The sequence below is a fragment of the Streptomyces coryli genome (assembly GCF_011044975.1).
Classification (GTDB): Bacteria; Actinomycetota; Actinomycetes; order Streptomycetales; family Streptomycetaceae; genus Streptomyces; species Streptomyces coryli.
Map to the genome: position 1 here is coordinate 1 of NZ_JAAKZV010000175.1, position 17,407 is coordinate 17,407.

Here is a 17,407-nt window from a genome sequence, read left to right on the forward strand (position 1 = left end):
CGCCACAACCCCGCCCCCGCCCTGCCCGCCGCGCTGCACAGCCGCGCCGCGCAGCTCGGCGGCGGCATGGCCATCGCCCGCGAGCGGCTGCTGAAGCAGCTCCGCCTGATCGCCCTGCCGCACCTCGCCGAACGGGCGGGCCGCGCCTGGGACCAGGCGATCGAGCAGGCGCTGGACGCGTACGAGGAGCACTGGAACGCCCCGCACCCGGTCCGCGCAGCCGCCCGACTTCCGTAATCCATACCAACCGAAAGGCCACCGACCATGGACAGCACCACGCTTCGCGAGACCGTCCGGACGATCGTCGGCGAGATGAGCCCGCTGGGCAATCGCGCCGCCCACCCCGCCGACCGCCTCGTCGAGGACCTCGGCTACGACTCCCTGGCCGTCATCGAGCTCTCGATCCGCATCGAGCAGGACTTCGCCTTACGGCTCACGCCCACCGAGTCGGCGACGACGCCGGACGTGAAGACCGTCGCCGACATCGAGACCTTCGTCGCCGAGCGGATGCCGGCCGAGGCCGTCGAGGAGGCGGGCCTGCGATGACCACGGCGACGTACGAACGCGAAGCGGCCGACCCGCTGTGCCTGCCGCCGGCGGAGGCCGCCGGGCTGCTCGCCGCCGCGCCCTGGCGGCGGCTCGCCGTCATGGGCGACAGCTTCGCCTGCGGCACCGGCGACCCCAGCCCCGGTTACGCCGAGCAGCGCTGGCCCGAGCGGGTCGCCGCGGCGCTCGGGCGGGGGCGGCGGCCGGTCTTCCAGTACCTCAACACCGGGGTGGACGGGCTGCGTACCGCCGAGGTGCGGGCCGGGCAGCTGGAGCAGGTGCTGGCCTTCCGTCCTGATCTGGTGAATGTCGCGGCCGGGGGCAATGACCTGTTCGTCGAGCGGCCGGATCTGGACGCCGTCGAGGCGGAGCTGGACGCGATCTACGGGGCGCTGCGCGCGCAGGGCGCCGACATGTTCACCTTCACCGTCACCAATGTCTTCGACACCTTCCCCGAACTGGCCGCCTTCCGTGAGCCGATGGCCGCGCTCAACGAGCGCATCCGGGCCGTCGCCCGGCGGCACGGCGCCGTCCTCGTCGAGATGTGGGAGCACCCGGTCCGGCTGCGCAAGACGCTGCTCAGCGCGGACGGCATCCACTTCGCGATGGAGGGGCAGGCCGCGCTCGCGACCGAGATCGTCAAGGCCCTCGCCGAGCGGCTGCGGGCGGGCGGTGCGCCGTGACGGCCACCGCCAGGTACGTGATCGTCGGCGCCGGCTCGGCGGGCTGCGTGCTCGCCGAACGGCTGAGCGCGGGCGGCCGGGACCGGGTCGTGCTGCTGGAGGCGGGGCGGCCCGACCGCAGCGCCGAGATCAGCATCCCGGCCGCCTTCCCGCGGCTGTTCGGGTCCCCGTACGACTGGGACTTCACCACCGACCCGCAGGCTGGGCTCGGCGGGCGGGCGCTGCACTGGCCGCGGGGCAAGACGCTCGGCGGATCGTCGTCGCTCAACGCGCAGATCTGGACCCGGGGTCATCGCGCCGATTACGACGGGTGGGCGGACCTGGGCTGCGACGGCTGGTCGATGGCCGACGTGCTGCCGTACTTCCGGCGAGCCGAGGACCGGGCCGGTGGCGATTGCGGCTACGGCACCGGCGGGCCGGTGCGGATCGAGGATCTACGCGATCCGAGCCCGGCCACGGACGAGTTCCTCGCCGCCTGCGCCGACTGCGGCATCGGGCCGCTGACCGGCAGCGAGGCCTTCGACCCCGAGGGCGCCGGGCCCGTACGCACCACGCAGCGCGCAGGGCGCCGCTGGTCCGCCGCCGACGCCTACCTGCGCCCGGCGGCGAAGCGTCCCAACCTCACCGTCGTCACCGGCGCCCAGGCCCGCCGGGTGCTGATCGAGGACGGGCGGGCCACCGGAGTCGAGTACGAGACGGCCGCCGGCGTCCAGGTCATACGGGCGGCGGAGGTGATTCTCGCCGCCGGGGCCGTCGGCAGCCCGCAGCTGCTGATGCTCTCCGGCATCGGCGAGGCCGCGCATCTGAAGGAGCACGGCATCGAGGTGCACGCCGACGTGCCCGCGGTCGGCGGCCACCTCGCCGACCATCTGCACGTGCCGCTCGCCTTCTCCGCCCGCGGCCCGGTCTCGCCCGGCGTCGGCGATCCGTCGGGGGAGCTCGGGCGCTATCTGCACGGCCGGCGCGGGCGGCTCACGTCCAACATCGCCGAGGCGGTCGCCTTCCTGCGCAGCTCGCCGGAAGTCCCGGCGCCCGACCTGGAGTTCGTCTGGATGGTGCTGCCCTTCCTGCACGGCCGGCACGTGCCCGACGGGCACGGCGTCACGCTCGGCGTGGTGCTGCTGCGGCCGGGGAGCGAGGGCCGGATCCGGCTGCGGTCCGCCGACCCGGCGGCCCCGCCCGCCATCGACCCCGGCTATCTCACCGACCCTGCCGACCTGCGTGTGCTCACCACGGGCGTGCGGCGGGCGCAGGAGGTGCTCGCCCGGCTGGGGCTGGCCGGGCGGCTCGGCCCGGCCCTCACGCCGGGCGCACTGGACTCCTCCGCGGCGGGCGTCGAGGCGCTGATCCGGCGCTACGCCGACACCCTCTACCACCCCGTCGGCTCCTGCCGGATGGGCCCTGACGAGGACGCCGTGCTCGACCCGGAGCTGCGCGTGCGCGGCATCGGCGGGCTGCGCGTCGTCGACGCGTCGGCGATGCCGGCCATCCCGCGCGGCCACACCCACGCGCCGACCGTGATGCTCGCGGAGCGCGCCGCCGATCTGATCCTTCAGCACCTCCCGTACGGAAAGGCCTTGATCGCATGACCCTCCACACCGACGCCGAGCGGTCCCGCGCGCTCTACCGCGGCGCCTTCGCCGCCGCGCTCGACGACGCCGCCTTCGTCACCGTCCTCAAAGAGGCCGACCTGCGGCTGCACTTCGTGCTCGCCGACCCGGGATACGAGCTGTCGCTCGGACCCGACGGCGTGCACGACCGGCCCACTCCCGGCCCGGCCCTGCGCCTGGAGCTGTCCGCCGCCACCCTGCACGAGATCCTGCTCGGCCGGCTGCCCGTGCCGCGCGCCGTCGTCACCCGGCGGCTCGCCGTGAAGGGGCCGGTGACGCGGCTGCGGCTGCTCGGCGACCTGCTGCCGTTCCTCGGCCGCGAGTACGCGCGGCTCGCGCTGCCGACCGCCCACTGAGCTCCGCACTCTGAACTCCGCACACTGAACGAAGGAACCTGTCACCGTGACCACGACCGCACCACCCGCCACCACCCCGCACGCGCCCACGCTCTCCGACCTCCGCGCCCTCGACGGCGCCGCGATGCCGTCGATGTTCCGGCTGCCGCCGGAGGTCGAGGAGTTACGCGACGAGGTCCGGCACTACGCCGAGACCGTCGTCAGGCCGCGCGTGCTCGCCAACGACCTCGCCCCGGCCGACGACTTCGACTGGGACACGATCCGTAAAGGCCACGAGCTCGGCCTGCTGCGCCTGACCATCCCGAAGGAGCTCGGCGGCCGCGGCGTCGGCGTGCTCGGCTGCGCCGTCGCCATGGAGGAGCTCGCCGCGGTGTGCGCGAGCACGGCGCTGGTCTTCGGCGCCTCGCTGCTCGGCCAGACCTCGGTGCTCTTCTCCGGCGACCGGCAGCTGCAATCACGTTTTCTGCCCGCCTTCCTCGGCGACGAGCCGGTGCTCGCCTGCAACGCCATCACCGAGGACGCCGCCGGCTGCGACCTGCTCATACCCGAGAACGCCGGCCACGCGGCCGACGTAATGACCGCCCGCCGGGACGGCGACCATTACGTCCTCACCGGCGTGAAGCGCTTCATCACCAACGGCAAGGTCGCCGACTGGGCCGCCGTCTTCGCCAACCTGGAGGGCCACGAGGGCGCCACCGGGCTCACCGTCTTCGTCGTCCCCCTGGACAGCGAGGGCGTCACCCGCGGCGAGGTCGCCGACAAGATGGGCTACCGCGCCTGCCTCGGCACCACACTCCACTTCGACGAGGTACGGGTCCCCGAGGAGAACGTGATCTTCGGCGAGGGCCGCGCCCTGGACTATCTCGCCGTCCAGTCCAACCAGGCCCGCTCCATCGTCGCCGCCATCTCCACGGGCGTCGCGCGGGCCGCCCTGACCATCGCCAAGGACTTCGCGGGGGAGCGGGTGCAGGGCGGAAAGCCGCTGCACGAGCACCAGTTCACCGCCCGCAAGCTCGCCGAGATGTCGGCGAAGGTGGAGGCGGCGCGGCTCCTGTATCTGCAGGCCGCGTACCAGGCGGACCACATGCTGCCCGCCCCCGTCTACGGCCCCGCCGTCGCCAAGCTCTTCGCCGACCGCGCCGCCGTCGAGGTCGCCGAGGAAGCGATGTCGATCGTCGGCGCCCGCGGCTACTGCCGCGAGTACGGGGTGGAGAAGCTCGTCCGCGAGTCCTTCGGCGCCCGGATCTACGAGGGCACCCCCGAGGTGCTCGCCCTGGCGATCACCGGCGCGCTCTACGGGCGGCGGCCGTGACCACCGCCCTCGCGCCGCCCGAACTCCGCCGCGACCGCTACATCCAGGACGTCCTCGCCCTCACCGACCGCCTCAGCCTGCGCGGCCTCGCCGACCGCGACGACCTCGTGCACCGCGCCCGCCACCCCGGCGGCCGCACGGTCGTCGCCGCCCTCGGCTCCACCCTGCCCGAGCGCTACCTGCTGGTGATCCACGGCTTCCGGCTCGCCCAGTACCTGCGCTCCCGGTTCGCCGACGACACCCAGGTCCACGCCCGCGGCCTCTTCGCCGAGCCGCACAAGTCGGGCCCCGGCGAGGAGTTGCACGTCATCGGCATCGACGACCGCAGCGGCCGCATCCTGCGCTACGTATCCCTCACCGGGGCCGCGGACCGGCGCCGGCTGCCGCTGGCGGACCCGCGCCGCGGCCGCTTCCCGGTGGAAGTGGCGCACGGCATAAGGCTCTTCGACCTGGTGCCGGCCGCCGCGGGGGCGGACACCGGACAGGTCTGGGAGATCAAGCGGCTGATGCGCGGCGGCGCGGACGCGGCCGCCCCCGGGCTGCTGCGGATGCGGATGTCCCTGGAGCTGATGCTCGGCTTCTACACGGCGCTCGGCCGCCTCGACCCGGCGCCCGCCTACCTCATCGGCGACGGTGAGGAGGGCCTGGCGATACGGCGGCTGCTGCGCAGCCTGAAGCACATCACGGTGATCGAGGGCACGCATCCAGCCCTGCCGCCGGGCGATCTGCTCGCCCCGGCGTACGTGCACCGGCGGGAGGTCAAGCCGTTCGTCGCCCAGGCGCCGCACGGGGCGGAGCTCGCCGAGCTGCTGCGCTGGCTGCGCGAGGCGCTCGCCGCCCCCGACCCGCTGGCGGGATTCCGGGAGCTGGTCGGCCGGGTCCACGGCGAAGTGAAGAGGGTACGCGCATGAGCACGAGCCGCACGAGCCGCACGACCGTCACCACCCGCCGCGCGCTCGGCCCGGACGCGTATTACGCCGCGCTCACCGAACGCAACCGCGGCCTGATCCCCGCGGCCACCCAGCAGGCGCTGCGCGCCGCCACCGTCCTGGTCGCCGGCTGCGGCTCCACCGGCGGCGCCGTCATCGAGCCGCTGGCCCGGCTGGGGGTGGGCGGGTTCGTGCTCGCCGAGCCGGGCGCGTACGAGCTCAACAACCTCAACCGGCAGCACGCCGGCCGCGCCGACATCGGCCGCAACAAGGCCCGGGCGGCGGCCGACCGGATCACCGACATCAACCCGTACGCGACGGTGCGCATCGTCACCGACGGCGTGCTGCCGGGCAATGCCGCCGGGCTGGCCGCCGCGGCCGACGTCATCGTCGACGGCGTCGACGTGACCACCCGCGCCGGCTGGCACGCGAAGTACGCCCTGCACGCCGCCGGCGCGTACGCCCGCCGCCCGGTGGTCTCCGGCTACGACCTCTCCGGCACCCAGCACATCCGCCACTACGACTACGGCGCGGGCCTGCGCCCGCTGGCCGGCGCCGTCCGCGAGGCCGACCTGGCCCACGGCGAGCTGTGGGAGCTGCTGCTGCGGATCATCCCGCGCGCCATCGTCCCCGCCGACCTCGTCGCCGACATCCGCGCCCACGGCGCGGAGCCGGACTACAGCGTTCCGCAACTCGTCTACGCCTCCGAGCTGTTCGGCGTCCTCGCCGCCCGCTACGTCGCCGAGATCGTCGCCGGCCACCCGGTCCGCCCCGAACTGACCGTGGACGTCCACCAGCTCGTCGCACCGTCAGTCGCACCCTGAAGGGAAGAAGCCCGATGACCACAGCACTGGACCGCCAGACCAAGAAGGCGGCGAACCTCCTCGTCGCCTCCGCCAAGCACTCCTACGACCCGCGCATCGACGTCGACTGGCAGCAGCCGCTCGTCGAGGGCAAGTGGTTCCTGCCGGAGCGGCGGATATCGCTCTACGGGACCGAGATGTACGAGCGGCTCAGCCCCGAGCAGCGGCTGCTGCTCAGCCGCGAGGAGCTGGCGTCCTCGCTGGCCGCGGGCGTGTGGACCGAGCACATCCTGCTGCACCTCGTCTCCCGCTACGCCTACAAACGGGACGTGACCTCGCCGCAGGTGCAGTTCGCGCTCACCGAGATCGCGGACGAGGTCCGCCACATGATCATGTTCGCCCGTCTGGTCGACCGGATCGGCTCGGAGTTCTACCCGGTCGCGAAGAAGACGCAGCGCAACGGCCTGCTGCTGAAGACCTTCGCCCCCGTGCCCGCGCTGTGGGCGATGCTGCTGCTCACCGAGGAGTTCTTCGACCGCTTCCAGCGCGAACAGGCCGCCGACGAGTCGGTGCAGCCGGTGGTGCGCACCGTCGCCCGCATCCATGTGGTGGAGGAGTCCCGGCACATCAGCTTCGCCCGCACCGAGCTGGAGCGCTTCGTGCCCACGCTGTCCAAGCGCCGGCTGGAGCTGCTGCGGCACTTCCTGGCCGGCGTGGTCAAGACGATCCGCCACGACCGCTACAACCCGCTGATGTACGAGCGCGCGGGCCTGGACCCGAAGGCGGCGGTGGCGGCCGGCCGCGCCAACCCCATCGGCAAGGCCAACGCCGCCTACGGAGCCGAGCGCATCGCCCCGTACTACCGGAAGATCGGCCTCATCGGCGGCCGGTCCGAGAAGGTGTGGCACGACGCCGGCTGGCTCAAGGACTAGCGGCATGAGCGGACATGACGGCTACACCGGCCCGGTGACCCTCCGGGCCGGCGGCCGGGACTTCCGGCTGACGGCGGTGCTCGGCGGGTGCTTCCAGCCGCTGGACGGGCGGTACCGGTGGTACGGCCGGCTGGCCGCCGACGACGAGCTGACCCGGGTGGCGGGCGACGGCGGTCTCGCGGCGGTGCTGAGCACGTCGGAGGGCAGCGCGATCGGCATCCTCGGCGAGCCCGACCTGTGGCGGCGCTACCGGATCGAGGGCGTGAGCACGCCCCCGTTCCGGATCCCGTACGCGCTCACGGAAGCCGACTGACGTACTGTCGGTACGGAAGGCGGCGACCCCCAACTCGGAGGGCAGGTACGGATCATGGCGACGCGGGTGCGAGCACGGCCGACGCAGCGCGAGCGGGCCGACCACACCATCGAGGACCTGCTGCGCGCGGCCCGCGAGCTGTTCGCCCGGGGTGGCTACGGCGCCACCTCGCTCGACGCCGTCTGCGAGGCGGCGCATGTCACCAAGGGCGCGCTCTACCACCACTTCACCGGAAAGCAGCACCTCTTCCGCGCGGTCTACGAGCGCGAGCAGGAGCGGCTGAACCGGGTCGTGGCGGACGCGTATGTCGCCTGTGAGCGCCCGGACTCCTGGGACGCGGTGTACGTCGGCGCGGAAGCCTTCCTCACCGCCGCCCTCGACCCCGACGTACAGCGGATCAGCCTCCTCGACGCGCCGGGCGCCCTCGGCTGGGAAGCGATGCGGGAGCTGAGCACGGACTGCCTCGGCATGATGCGCGAGGGCATCCGCCGCGCGGCAGCCTCGGGCGAGGTCACCCCGCACTCCGAGCAGGCGCTCGCGCACATCCTCTACGGCGCGCTGTGCGAAACGGCGATGGCGGTGGCCCGCGCGGACGACCAGCCGGCGGCGCTGCAGGACAGCCTGGCGGAGCTGCGGTCGCTCTTCACGGCGCTGGCGGCGCGGGGCGGCTCCGCCGCGTAGGTCCGGTGCGGGGCGTCGTCAGCGTCCTTCAGCCGCGGCCAGCGAATCCGCCAGGTCCGCCAGGGCCAACCGCGGCCGGCCCGCCGCCCGTTCCGCCGCGTCGCCGAGCGCCCCAGGACGCCGTCCGCAGAGCTCGACAATGCGGGCGAGCGCCTCCGGCTCGGTGCGCACCCGCGCCTCGCCGAGCATCTCCGTGAGCAGCCGCACCGACTGATGCTCGGTGAGCGCGGCCAGCCGCAGCCTTCGTACGGGCGCGAGCCGGTCGAGCCCGCCCAGCTCGGTGCCGCGCCGCGCGGTCACGATCACCGCACCGGCCGCGGGCCCCGGCAGGAACGGCGCCACCTGGCCCGTACCGCCGGCGTCGTCGAGCACGATCACCACTCGCAGGCCCCGCGTCGCCTCGTCGTACGCAAGCCGGAGCGCGGCGAGGTCGCCGGGGTCTCCGGTTCCCGCGCTGCCGCCGGCCCCCGCGCCACCGCCGTTCTCGCCGGGACCGGCCCCCCGCGGGGCCGTTGGCGGCGGCACCCCCAAGCTCCACAGCGCGAACCGCAGCGCGTCGGCCGCCGGCACCGCCTCCCGCCCGCCCTCGGCGGGACCGCTGCCGTGCAGATCCACGAAGACCTGCCCGTCGGGATAGCGGTCGGCCGCGCGCCGCGCCCAGTGCACGGCGAGCGCCGTCTTGCCGATCCCCTCCGGCCCCTCCACGACCCGCAGCGGCGGCGTGCCTCCGGCGCGCGGGGCCGTGAAGCCGTCGAGCACCGCGAGCTCCTGCTCCCGCCCGACGAGCCGGTTGACCCGCGGCAACTGCCGCGGCACCGCGGGGAGTCCACCCCGCCCGGCCGCACCGCGCCCGCCCGTGCCCCGCACCGCTGCGCCCGCGCCCGGCCCCGGCACTGCCGCGAGCGCCGCGTCCCCGCGCTCGATCCGCGCGGACAACTCCTGCGTAGCCGCCGCCGGATCCACCCCGAGCTGGTCAGCGAGCCGACCCCGCAGCGCTGCGTACCGGCCCAGGGCCTCGGCGCGGCGGCCGGCGCGGTACAGGGCGGTCATCAGGTTCCTGGCCACCTGCTCGTTCTCCGGATGCTCCGCGGCGAGCGCGTACAACTCGTCGAGCAGCCCCTCCCGTCCCCCCAGCCGCAGCTCCACCTCGTGGCACTCCACCACCGCCGACAGCCGCTCCAGCGTCAGCAGCCGCCGGGTCCGCTCCGCCCACTCCCCGGAGATGCCGAGCAGCGGCGCGCCCCGCCACAGCTCCACCGCCGCCCGCAGCAGCCGCACCGCGGCTTCGTCGTCCGCGGCCGACCGCGCCCGCCGCACCAGGCGCCGGAAGTGCACCAGGTCCACCGACTCCGGCTCGGTCTCCAGCACATAGCCGCCGTGCCGGCGCAGCACCGCGGCCGCGGGCGACGACAGCACCGAGCGCAGCCGGGATACGTACGTGTGCAGCGTCGCGCGCGCGGACGGCGGCGGGTCCGCGCCCCACACCCGGTCCACCAGCTCCTCCGGCATCACGACCGCGTTCGCGCTCGCCGCCAGCACGGCGAGGACGCAGCGCTGCCGCGGCGGTCCGATCGGCACCGGAGCGCCTCCGTCCAGACAGCCCACCGGTCCCAGCAGCTGAAACGTCGTCATTGAGGATTCCTTGTGGCCGCCTTGCCGTGCCTGCCACCAGCGTCCTCAGCCCCGTGACACGCCGTCAAGCTTTCCCGCACCGCTCCCGGCCACGATCGGCGTCAGCTGACGGCGGACCGTACGCCGTTACGGGGGGAGTTGCACATGCACGTCGCGGAAAGACGGTGGACGCTGGTCGTACGGGAGCGGGAGCGGCTCCTGCGGCTGGCACGGACCAGGTTGGGCAGCACGCCCGACGCCGAGGACTGCGTACAGGAGGCGATGATCAGGGCCGCGACCTTCGAGCGGCTCGACGAGACGCGGGTCGGCCCGCTGCTGACCACCATCACGTTGCGGCTCTGTGTGGACCAGCACCGGCGCCGGGCCCGCGAGCAGCGGATGCTGCGCGGGCACACGGCACCGGTGGGGGAGGACGTCGCGAGCCGGCTGTGCGAACAGGCGGCGGGCGCCTGGCTGCTGGAGCAGACCGTCGCCCTGGGCGTGCGCGAGCGCGAGGTGCTGCTCGCGCGCGCCAGCGGGCTGACGCCGACGGAGACGGCGCGGCATCTGCGGATCTCCGTGAAGTCGGCGGAGAGCGCCTTCACCCGGGCCCGCAAGCAGCTGCGGACCCGGTATCACGCGGAGATGTCGCGCTGATCAGAGCCGGACGTCGACGACCAGTCCGGTGCCCTCCGCGCGCGTCTCCAGGGCGCCGTGGAGGGCCCGGCCCGCCGCCCGGACATCGGCGGCGACCTGCTGGAAGCGGGCCAGCTCCGCCGCCGGGCCGGTGACCGTCAGCGCGGCGACCTCCGTACGCATCGACACCTTCGCCTCCGACTTGGCGCGCCGCACCGCGGCGATCACCGCGGCGGCGGTGTCCAGCAGCGCGGGGTCGCCGTCGGCGGCCGCCGTGCCGAGCTCGGCCGGTTCCGGCCACGCCGCCCGGTGCACCGAGCCCGCGGCCCGCCACGACCACACCTCCTCGGTCGCGAACGGCAGGAACGGCGCCAGCAGCCGCAGCTGTACCGACAGCGCGGTGGCCAGCGCGGCCCGCGCCGACTCCGCGCCGTCCGGCTGCTGTTCGCCGTAGGCCCGAGCCTTGACCAGTTCCACGTAGTCGTCGCAGAAGCGCCAGAAGAACCGCTCGGTGAGCTCCAGCGCCCGCGCGTAGTCGTACGCCTCGAAGGCCGCCGTCGCGCCCTCGACCGTGGCGGCCAGAGCCGCGAGCAGCGCCCGGTCGAGCGGCTCGGTCACCTCGGCGTCCGGCCGCGGCGGGCCGAAGCCGAGGACGAAGCGGGAGGCGTTGAGGACCTTGATGGCCAGCCGGCGGCCGATCTTCATCTGGCCCGGGTCGAAGGTCGCGTCCGTACCAGGGCGGGCGCTCGCCGCCCAATAGCGGACCGCGTCCGAGCCGTACTGCTCCAGCAGATGGGCCGGGGTGACGACGTTCCCCTTGGACTTCGACATCTTCTTGCGGTCGGGGTCGAGGATCCACCCGGAGATCGCCGCATGCCGCCAGGGCAGCTGCCCGTGCTGCAGATGCGACCGGACGACGGTCGCGAACAGCCAGGTCCTGATGATGTCGTGCCCCTGCGGCCGCAGATCCATTGGAAAGACGCGGCCGAAGAGCTCCGGGTCGGCGAGCGCGCCGCCCGCGATCTGCGGGGTGAGGGAGGAGGTGGCCCACGTATCGAGGATGTCCGGGTCGCCGGTGAAGCCGCCGGGCCGGCCGCGCTGCGCCTCCTCGTAACCGGGCGGCGGCTCGGCGCTGGGGTCGACGGGCAGCGCCTCCCGGTCCGGCGTCAGCGGCCGGTCGTAATCCGGCGCGCCGTCCTCCCCGAGCGGATACCAGACCGGAATCGGCACGCCGAAGAACCGCTGCCGGCTGATCAGCCAGTCACCGGCGAGCCCCTCGACCCAGTTCTCGTAACGGGCCCGCATGTGCGGCGGCTGCCAGGTCAGCTCCCGGCCGCGGGCCAGCAGCTCGTCCCGCAGCCCGGCGTCCCTGCCGCCGTTGCGCAGATACCACTGCCGGGTGGTGACGATCTCGAGCGGCTTCTCGCCCCGCTCGTAGAACTTCACCGCGTGCGTCACCTGTCGCGGCTCGCCGAGGAGTTCGCCGCTGCCGCGCAGCATCTCGACGGTGCGTTCGCGGGCGGTGTGGACGGTGGCACCGGCGAGCTTCCCGTACGCGGCCAGGGCGTCGGGGCCGGCGAGGCCCGGCGGCGGCTCGGCGCGGAAGCGGCCGTCCCAGCCGATCACCGGGCGGGTGGCCAGCCGCAGTTCCCGCCACCAGATGACGTCGGTGGTGTCCCCGAAGGTGCACACCATCGCGATCCCGGACCCCTTCTCCGGGTCCGCGAGCCGGTGCGCGACGACCGGGACCTCGATGCCGTAGAGCGGGGTGCGGGCCGTACGCCCGAAGAGGCCCTGATAGCGGGCGTCGTCGGGGTGCGCGACCAGCGCCACGCAGGCGGGCAGCAGCTCGGGCCGGGTGGTGGCGACGGTGATGTCCGCCCCGTCAGGACCGTGGAAGGCCAGGTCGTGGAAGGCGCCGGGCCGCTCCCGGTCCTCCAGCTCGGCCTGCGCGACCGCGGTGCGGAAGGTGACGTCCCAGAGCGTGGGCGCCTCGGCGGTGTACGCCTCGCCGCGGGCCAGATTGTCGAGGAAGGCGCGCTGTGAGGTGGCGCGGGCGCGCGCGTCGATCGTCCGGTACGTGAGGCTCCAGTCGACGGACAGCCCGAGCCGCCGCCACAGCGCCTCGAAGACCTGCTCGTCCTCGGCGGTGAGCCGCTCGCAGAGCTCGATGAAATTACGCCGGGAGACGGCGACGGCCTGCTTGCCCGGCTTCTCGGGCGGGGTGAAGTCCGGGTCGTACGGGAGCGAGGGCTCGCAGCGCACGCCGTAGTAGTTCTGCACCCGCCGCTCGGTCGGCAGCCCGTTGTCGTCCCACCCCATCGGATAGAAGACCGCACGCCCGCGCATCCGCTGATAGCGGGCGACGGCGTCGGTGTGGGTGTAGGAGAAGACATGGCCTACGTGCAGCGAGCCGCTCACCGTCGGGGGAGGGGTGTCGATCGAGAAGATCTGAGCCCGGGGCGCGGTCCGGTCGAAGCGATAGGCTTCGCCGTCCTCCCACGCCCGGGCCCACTTCTCCTCGATCCCGTCGAGGGAGGGCTTCGCAGGTAGGTCCGTCATGACGGGATGCTAGGCGCCTGCGGCGGGCAGACGGAAACGCATTTACGGGACGTTCAGCCGATGAGCCGGACCCGGCCGGTGTCCAGGTCGAAGCGGCCCGCGGCCACCCGGACCGATGCCGCGAGTTCCGGTTCGGCCACCAGTCGCCGGCGGGCCTGGAGGGCGCTCTCGCGGACGGCGTTGTCGACCCAGTCGCCGGAGTGCCGCCGGGCGGCGTACACCGCGGGGGTGAGCGCGCGCTGCACGTACGCGAGATGTCCGGGCAGCGGGCGCGCGGTCCGTACCGCCTCCACCACCGCCGATACCGCCCCGCACCGCTCGTGCCCGAGCACCAGCACCAGCGGCACCCGCAGCTCCGCGACCGCGAACTGCACGCTGGCCAGGACGGCCTCGTCGAGGACGGCGCCGGCGGTGCGGATGGTGAGCAGGTCGCCGAGGCCCTGGTCGAAGACCAGCTCCGGGGGGACGCGGGAGTCGACGCAGCCGAGGACGCAGGCGAAGGGGTGCTGGGTGACCGCCACCGCGCGCCGGCGGCCGAGGTCGGAGTGCGGGTGGACGGGGTGGCAGGCGGCGTAGCGGCGGTTGCCGGCGTCGAGGAGGGCCAGGGCGGCGGAGGCGGAGGCGGGGCGATGTCCGTTGGCGGCGGGGCGAGTTGAGGGCAGGGCGGCGGCGAGGATGCTTCGTCGAGCTGGCACGCCCCGACCGTAGAGCCGGGGCCACGCCGGTGACCTGCGAATTCGCCGGGCAATCCCCCCGGCGGGGGTTGCCCGGCGCACTCACTGATCCCGCCGGTGCACCGACATCACTCCAACGGCCGTCGCGAGCACGGCCCATGCCGCGTACACGGTGAAGGCTCCCTCCGGGGTCCAGGGATACGGAGACATCCGGTTGAACCCCGCCTCCGTCAGCCGCTCCCACGCCGGCATCGGCAGGGCGTGGTTGAGGATCGCCGACCAGTGGTGGTCCTCGCTGAAGAAGAACGGGAACAGCAGCACCAGCACGATGCCCGCGAACATGCCCGTACCGGTGTGGCGCAGGACGGCGCCGAAGGCGAAGCCGATCAGCGCGCAGACCGGCGCCAGCAGCGCGGAGCCGATCACGGCCTGCAGGGCGCCCGGGTGGTCGAGCGGCACCCCGACGTCGCGCCGGTCCAGCAGCGCCTGGGTGGCGAAGAAGGACACGAAGGACACCACGAAGCCGAAGACCGTGGTGATCGCGGCCAGCACCGCCGCCTTCGCCGCCATCACCGAGCGCCGCGCCGGGACGGCCGCGAAGGTGGTGCGGATCTGGCCGCTGCCGTACTCGCCGACCACGGAGACGACGCCGATGGCGGTGAGGGCGATGGCAAGGACGGTGGCGGCGTTGGTGTGGAAGATCATCTGCACCGGGATGCCGTCGCCGATGTACTGCGCGGGCGGCGACGGCGGCCGCTGGTCCCAATAGTGGATCACGTCGTACGCCTGGCCCGCGCTGAAGCCGATCGCCGCCAGCGCGGTGAGGAGGTACGCCCAGGGCGTGGACCGCAGCGACCAGGTCTTGAGCCACTCGGCGGCGAGCAGGTCTCGGAAGCGGGCGGTGGAGGTGGCTACTGCCGCCATGGGCGGGGTCACGGTCGCGGTGGTCATCGGGTCTCCTCCGTGGCGTACTCGACGCTGCCTGCGGTGAGTTCCATGAAGGCCTCCTCCAAGGAGCCGGTGCGGGTGGTGAGTTCGTGGATCGGGAGCTGCCGGCCCATGGCCAGCTCGCTGATCCGCTCCGCGGCCAGCCCGGTGACCGTGAGCAGGCCGTCCTCGTCCCGTACGGCCGCGCCCGCCGCCGTCAGCAGCGTGGTCAGCGCGGCCGGGTCCGGGGTGCGGACGGCGACGCTCAGCCGGGTGGTGGCCCGGCCCGCGAAGTCCTTCAGGCTCTCCGCCGCGATCAGCTCGCCGCGGCCGATCACCACGAGCTCGTCGGCGGTGTGCTCCATCTCCGACATCAGATGGCTGGAGACGAAGACCGTACGGCCCTCGCGCGCCAGCCGCCGGAACAGGCCGCGCACCCACTTCACGCCCTCCGGGTCGAGGCCGTTGAGCGGCTCGTCGAAGAGCAGCACCGGGGGGTCGCCGAGCAGCGCGGTGGCGATGCCGAGGCGCTGCTTCATGCCGAGCGAGTAGCCGCCGATGCGGCGGCGGGCGGCGTCGGTCAGGCCGACCTCGGCCAGGACCTCATCGACGCGGCTCTTGGGGATTCGGTTGCCGCGGGCCAGCGCGGTGAGGTGGGCGCCGGCGGTGCGGCCGCCGTGCACGTCGCCCGCGTCGAGCAGGGCGCCGACGTGGCGCAGCCCGCGGGGGCGGTCGCGGAAGCGGATGCCGTCGACGGTGACGGCGCCGGCGGTGGGGGTGTGCAGCCCGAGGATGAGGCGGAGGGTGGTCGACTTGCCGGAGCCGTTCGGGCCGAGGAAGCCCGTCACCCGGCCCGGGCGGACGGTGAAGGAGAGGCGGTCGACGGCGAGGGTCTTCCCGTAGCGCTTCGTGAGCTCGTTGGCTTCGATCATGTGCCACACGGTCCCGTGGCGGGCGGGTCCCGCACATCGGACCGCCGGTGACACTTCGCGGGTCACCGGTGTCAGCCAGGGGTGTACACCCGCGGGCTGATGACCGGGGAGGCCCGCGACCGTACGATCACGGCATGTCCGATGTAGTGCCGCCGCGGCTGAAGCGCATCGAGCCGGGGACGTGGGTGGGGCTCGCATGGGCCGTGGGTCTGGTGCTGACGCTGGTCTTCTTCCAGCGACTGCCGGGCGAGTCCGAGGCCGCCGACCTGCCGGCCTCGCAGCTCTACCGGTGGGACGGGGTCACCACGTTGGTACTCGCCACGGCCCTCACCCTGGTCGGCTGTGCCCGGCTGCAGAGGCGCCCGCTGCTCGCGCTCACCCTGATGCTGCTCGGGGCCGCCCTCGCGCCCTCCGCGCTCGGGGAAGGGGAGCTGCCGCTGCTGCAGTTCCTCGCCGTGGACGTCGCCGTCTACTTCATCGCGGCCGGACATCCGCGCCGTACGGGCATCACCGCCGCCGCGATGGCCGTGGGCACGCTCGCCGCCTATCTCACCGTGCGGCTGTCGTTCGGCTGGACCATCGGCCTGTCCACCGAGCTCAGCGTCGCCCTCACCACCGTGGTCGCCTGGCTGATCGGCAACTCCGCGTACCAGGCGCGGCAGCACGCCGAGGAGCTGCGCACCCGGGCCACCGTCCAGGCCGTCACCGACGAACGGCTGCGCATCGCCCGCGAACTGCACGACGTCGTCGCGCACACCATCGGCATCGTCGCGCTGCAGGCCGGCGCCGCCCGCCGGGTCATCGACACCCAGCCGGCGCGGGCCAGGGAGGCGCTCGCGGAGGTCGAGAACGCCAGCCGCGAAACCCTCGCGGGGCTCCGGCACATGCTCGGCGCCCTGCGCGAGGCCGCGGAGCCGGACCGCCCCGCGCCGATCGACGACGCCCCCGGCCTCGCCGACCTCGACGCCCTGGCGGCGGCGACCACGGCGGCGGGGGTACGGGTCGCCGTGGCCTGGCGCGGCACGCGCCGGCCGCTGCCGCCGGAGATCGACCTGGCGGCGTACCGGATCGCACAGGAGGCGGTGACCAACGTGGTCCGGCACGCCGGGGTCCGCGTCTGCGGAGTGACGGTCAGCTACGGGACGGAGGAGCTGGTGGTGGAGGTCATCGACGAGGGACAGGCGCCGGCCGGCGGCGCGGGCCGAGGACGGAGTGGCGGCACCGGTACGGGATACGGCCTGGTCGGCATGCGCGAGCGAGTGGCGCTGCTGCACGGCGAGTTCGAGGCGGGCCCGCGTCCGGAGGGCGGCTTCCGGGTGGCAGCGCGGCTACCGCTGCCGGCACCGGCGGGCGACCGCTTCGCCGAGGCGGCAACGAGCTCGGTGCAGACCCCGGCGGCAGCCCAATGACCGCCGCCGAGCTCGCCGACGACGGCGCCCCGACCACCCCCACCGCCCCCCTCCGCGTAGTCCTCGCCGACGACCAGCCCCTCATCCGCACCGCCCTCCAGATGGTCATCACCGACGCCCCCGACCTCGAGGTGGTCGGCGAAGCAGGCGACGGAGCCGAAGCCGTGCGCCTTGCCGAGTCGCTCAACCCCGACGTCGTCGTCATGGACATCCGCATGCCCGGCACCGACGGCATCGAGGCCACCCGCCGTATCACCGAAGGCCCGTCCTCCGCCCACGTCATCGTCCTGACGACCTTCGACGACGACGATTACGTGTACGGCGCCCTCCGCGCCGGCGCCGCCGGCTTCCTCGTCAAGGACATGGCCCTCGACGACATCCTCGCCGCCGTCCGCGTCGTCGCCGCCGGCGACGGCCTCATCGCCCCCGGCGTGACCCGCCGCCTGATCGCCGACTTCGCCGCCCGCCCGGCCCCAGGCCGGGACACCACC

At 74.1% G+C, this 17,407-nt stretch carries 19 protein-coding genes; 14 read left to right on the plus strand and 5 right to left on the minus strand.

Going from position 1 to position 17,407, the window contains the following annotated elements:
- From G5C51_RS29310 to G5C51_RS29360, 11 genes are all read left to right on the plus strand, one after another.
- Positions 1-237: hypothetical protein (locus G5C51_RS29310; RefSeq protein ID WP_165241508.1), on the plus strand; the 237-nt coding region annotated here is incomplete at its 5' end.
- Positions 238-264: 27 nt separating this feature from the next.
- Positions 265-546 carry an acyl carrier protein gene (locus G5C51_RS29315; RefSeq protein ID WP_165241510.1) on the plus strand — a complete coding sequence of 94 codons (282 nt, stop codon included), beginning with the start codon at positions 265-267 and terminating at the stop codon, positions 544-546.
- A complete protein-coding gene (locus G5C51_RS29320; protein WP_165241512.1) occupies positions 543-1,229 on the plus strand; it encodes an SGNH/GDSL hydrolase family protein in 687 nt (228 codons plus the stop codon). The genes G5C51_RS29315 and G5C51_RS29320 overlap by 4 nt, the downstream gene beginning before the upstream one ends.
- On the plus strand, positions 1,226-2,818 hold the full coding sequence (locus tag G5C51_RS29325) for a GMC family oxidoreductase N-terminal domain-containing protein (RefSeq protein ID WP_165241514.1): 1,593 nt from the start codon (positions 1,226-1,228) through the stop codon (positions 2,816-2,818). Before G5C51_RS29320 ends, G5C51_RS29325 begins: the two co-directional genes overlap by 4 nt.
- Positions 2,815-3,195 (plus strand): hypothetical protein, encoded by a 381-nt coding sequence (locus G5C51_RS29330; RefSeq protein WP_165241516.1) that lies wholly within the window; start codon positions 2,815-2,817, stop codon positions 3,193-3,195. The genes G5C51_RS29325 and G5C51_RS29330 overlap by 4 nt, the downstream gene beginning before the upstream one ends.
- A 46-nt stretch (positions 3,196-3,241) precedes the next feature.
- A complete protein-coding gene (locus G5C51_RS29335) occupies positions 3,242-4,507 on the plus strand; it encodes an acyl-CoA dehydrogenase family protein (protein ID WP_338118338.1) in 1,266 nt (421 codons plus the stop codon).
- Positions 4,504-5,418: a hypothetical protein gene (locus G5C51_RS29340; RefSeq protein ID WP_165241518.1), complete on the plus strand. Its 915-nt coding sequence runs from the start codon at positions 4,504-4,506 to the stop codon at positions 5,416-5,418. The genes G5C51_RS29335 and G5C51_RS29340 overlap by 4 nt, the downstream gene beginning before the upstream one ends.
- The gene (locus G5C51_RS29345; protein ID WP_165241520.1) at positions 5,415-6,260 is read left to right on the plus strand and encodes a HesA/MoeB/ThiF family protein; all 846 of its coding nucleotides are present in this window, start codon (positions 5,415-5,417) and stop codon (positions 6,258-6,260) included. Before G5C51_RS29340 ends, G5C51_RS29345 begins: the two co-directional genes overlap by 4 nt.
- A 14-nt stretch (positions 6,261-6,274) precedes the next feature.
- Positions 6,275-7,171 carry an AurF N-oxygenase family protein gene (locus tag G5C51_RS29350; protein WP_165241522.1) on the plus strand — a complete coding sequence of 299 codons (897 nt, stop codon included), beginning with the start codon at positions 6,275-6,277 and terminating at the stop codon, positions 7,169-7,171.
- 4 nt (positions 7,172-7,175) lie between these two features.
- Positions 7,176-7,484, plus strand: a complete 309-nt coding sequence (locus G5C51_RS29355) for a DUF4873 domain-containing protein (RefSeq protein ID WP_165241524.1) — start codon at positions 7,176-7,178, stop codon at positions 7,482-7,484.
- A gap of 54 nt (positions 7,485-7,538) precedes the next feature.
- Positions 7,539-8,165, plus strand: coding sequence for a TetR/AcrR family transcriptional regulator (locus G5C51_RS29360; protein WP_165241526.1), 627 nt, complete (start codon positions 7,539-7,541; stop codon positions 8,163-8,165).
- Between the two features lie 18 nt (positions 8,166-8,183).
- Here G5C51_RS29360 and G5C51_RS29365 read toward each other — a convergent pair whose 3' ends face one another.
- Positions 8,184-9,797, minus strand: coding sequence for an AfsR/SARP family transcriptional regulator (locus G5C51_RS29365; RefSeq protein ID WP_165241528.1), 1,614 nt, complete (start codon positions 9,795-9,797; stop codon positions 8,184-8,186).
- A 144-nt stretch (positions 9,798-9,941) separates the two neighbouring features.
- Between G5C51_RS29365 and G5C51_RS29370 the strand changes: the two genes are divergently transcribed.
- Positions 9,942-10,433, plus strand: coding sequence for an RNA polymerase sigma factor (locus G5C51_RS29370; RefSeq protein WP_165241530.1), 492 nt, complete (start codon positions 9,942-9,944; stop codon positions 10,431-10,433).
- On the opposite strand, the gene valS is transcribed toward G5C51_RS29370, so the two are convergent.
- The 4 genes from valS to G5C51_RS29390 form a co-directional block, all read right to left on the minus strand.
- Complete coding sequence (gene valS / locus G5C51_RS29375; RefSeq protein WP_165241532.1) at positions 10,434-12,974, minus strand: valine--tRNA ligase; 2,541 nt, start codon at positions 12,972-12,974, stop codon at positions 10,434-10,436.
- 53 nt (positions 12,975-13,027) lie between these two features.
- The gene (locus tag G5C51_RS43280; RefSeq protein ID WP_165241534.1) at positions 13,028-13,669 is read right to left on the minus strand and encodes a carbonic anhydrase; all 642 of its coding nucleotides are present in this window, start codon (positions 13,667-13,669) and stop codon (positions 13,028-13,030) included.
- Between the two features lie 81 nt (positions 13,670-13,750).
- A complete protein-coding gene (locus G5C51_RS29385; protein ID WP_165241536.1) occupies positions 13,751-14,599 on the minus strand; it encodes an ABC transporter permease subunit in 849 nt (282 codons plus the stop codon).
- Positions 14,596-15,507 (minus strand): ABC transporter ATP-binding protein, encoded by a 912-nt coding sequence (locus G5C51_RS29390; protein ID WP_206314456.1) that lies wholly within the window; start codon positions 15,505-15,507, stop codon positions 14,596-14,598. Before G5C51_RS29390 ends, G5C51_RS29385 begins: the two co-directional genes overlap by 4 nt.
- Positions 15,508-15,641: 134 nt before the next feature.
- Here G5C51_RS29390 and G5C51_RS29395 point away from each other — a divergent pair, with 134 nt between their 5' ends.
- On the plus strand, positions 15,642-16,916 hold the full coding sequence (locus G5C51_RS29395) for a sensor histidine kinase (RefSeq protein WP_165241540.1): 1,275 nt from the start codon (positions 15,642-15,644) through the stop codon (positions 16,914-16,916).
- The coding region (locus G5C51_RS29400) for a response regulator (RefSeq protein WP_165241542.1) at positions 16,913-17,407 on the plus strand (495 nt) is incomplete at its 3' end. The genes G5C51_RS29395 and G5C51_RS29400, both read left to right, overlap by 4 nt.

Excerpts from the sequence above, each read along its gene's own strand:
- G5C51_RS29315 (WP_165241510.1), top strand. The coding sequence starts at position 265 with ATGGACAGCACCACGCTTCGCGAGACCGTCCGGACGATCGTCGGCGAG.
- G5C51_RS29320 (WP_165241512.1), top strand. The coding sequence starts at position 543 with ATGACCACGGCGACGTACGAACGCGAAGCGGCCGACCCGCTGTGCCTG.
- G5C51_RS29330 (WP_165241516.1), top strand. The coding sequence starts at position 2,815 with ATGACCCTCCACACCGACGCCGAGCGGTCCCGCGCGCTCTACCGCGGC.
- G5C51_RS29345 (WP_165241520.1), top strand. The coding sequence starts at position 5,415 with ATGAGCACGAGCCGCACGAGCCGCACGACCGTCACCACCCGCCGCGCG.
- G5C51_RS29350 (WP_165241522.1), top strand. The coding sequence starts at position 6,275 with ATGACCACAGCACTGGACCGCCAGACCAAGAAGGCGGCGAACCTCCTC.
- G5C51_RS29355 (WP_165241524.1), top strand. The coding sequence starts at position 7,176 with ATGAGCGGACATGACGGCTACACCGGCCCGGTGACCCTCCGGGCCGGC.
- G5C51_RS29360 (WP_165241526.1), top strand. The coding sequence starts at position 7,539 with ATGGCGACGCGGGTGCGAGCACGGCCGACGCAGCGCGAGCGGGCCGAC.
- G5C51_RS29365 (WP_165241528.1), bottom strand. The coding sequence starts at position 9,797 with ATGACGACGTTTCAGCTGCTGGGACCGGTGGGCTGTCTGGACGGAGGC.
- G5C51_RS29370 (WP_165241530.1), top strand. The coding sequence starts at position 9,942 with ATGCACGTCGCGGAAAGACGGTGGACGCTGGTCGTACGGGAGCGGGAG.
- valS (WP_165241532.1), bottom strand. The coding sequence starts at position 12,974 with ATGACGGACCTACCTGCGAAGCCCTCCCTCGACGGGATCGAGGAGAAG.
- G5C51_RS29385 (WP_165241536.1), bottom strand. The coding sequence starts at position 14,599 with ATGACCACCGCGACCGTGACCCCGCCCATGGCGGCAGTAGCCACCTCC.
- G5C51_RS29390 (WP_206314456.1), bottom strand. The coding sequence starts at position 15,507 with ATGATCGAAGCCAACGAGCTCACGAAGCGCTACGGGAAGACCCTCGCC.
- G5C51_RS29395 (WP_165241540.1), top strand. The coding sequence starts at position 15,642 with ATGTCCGATGTAGTGCCGCCGCGGCTGAAGCGCATCGAGCCGGGGACG.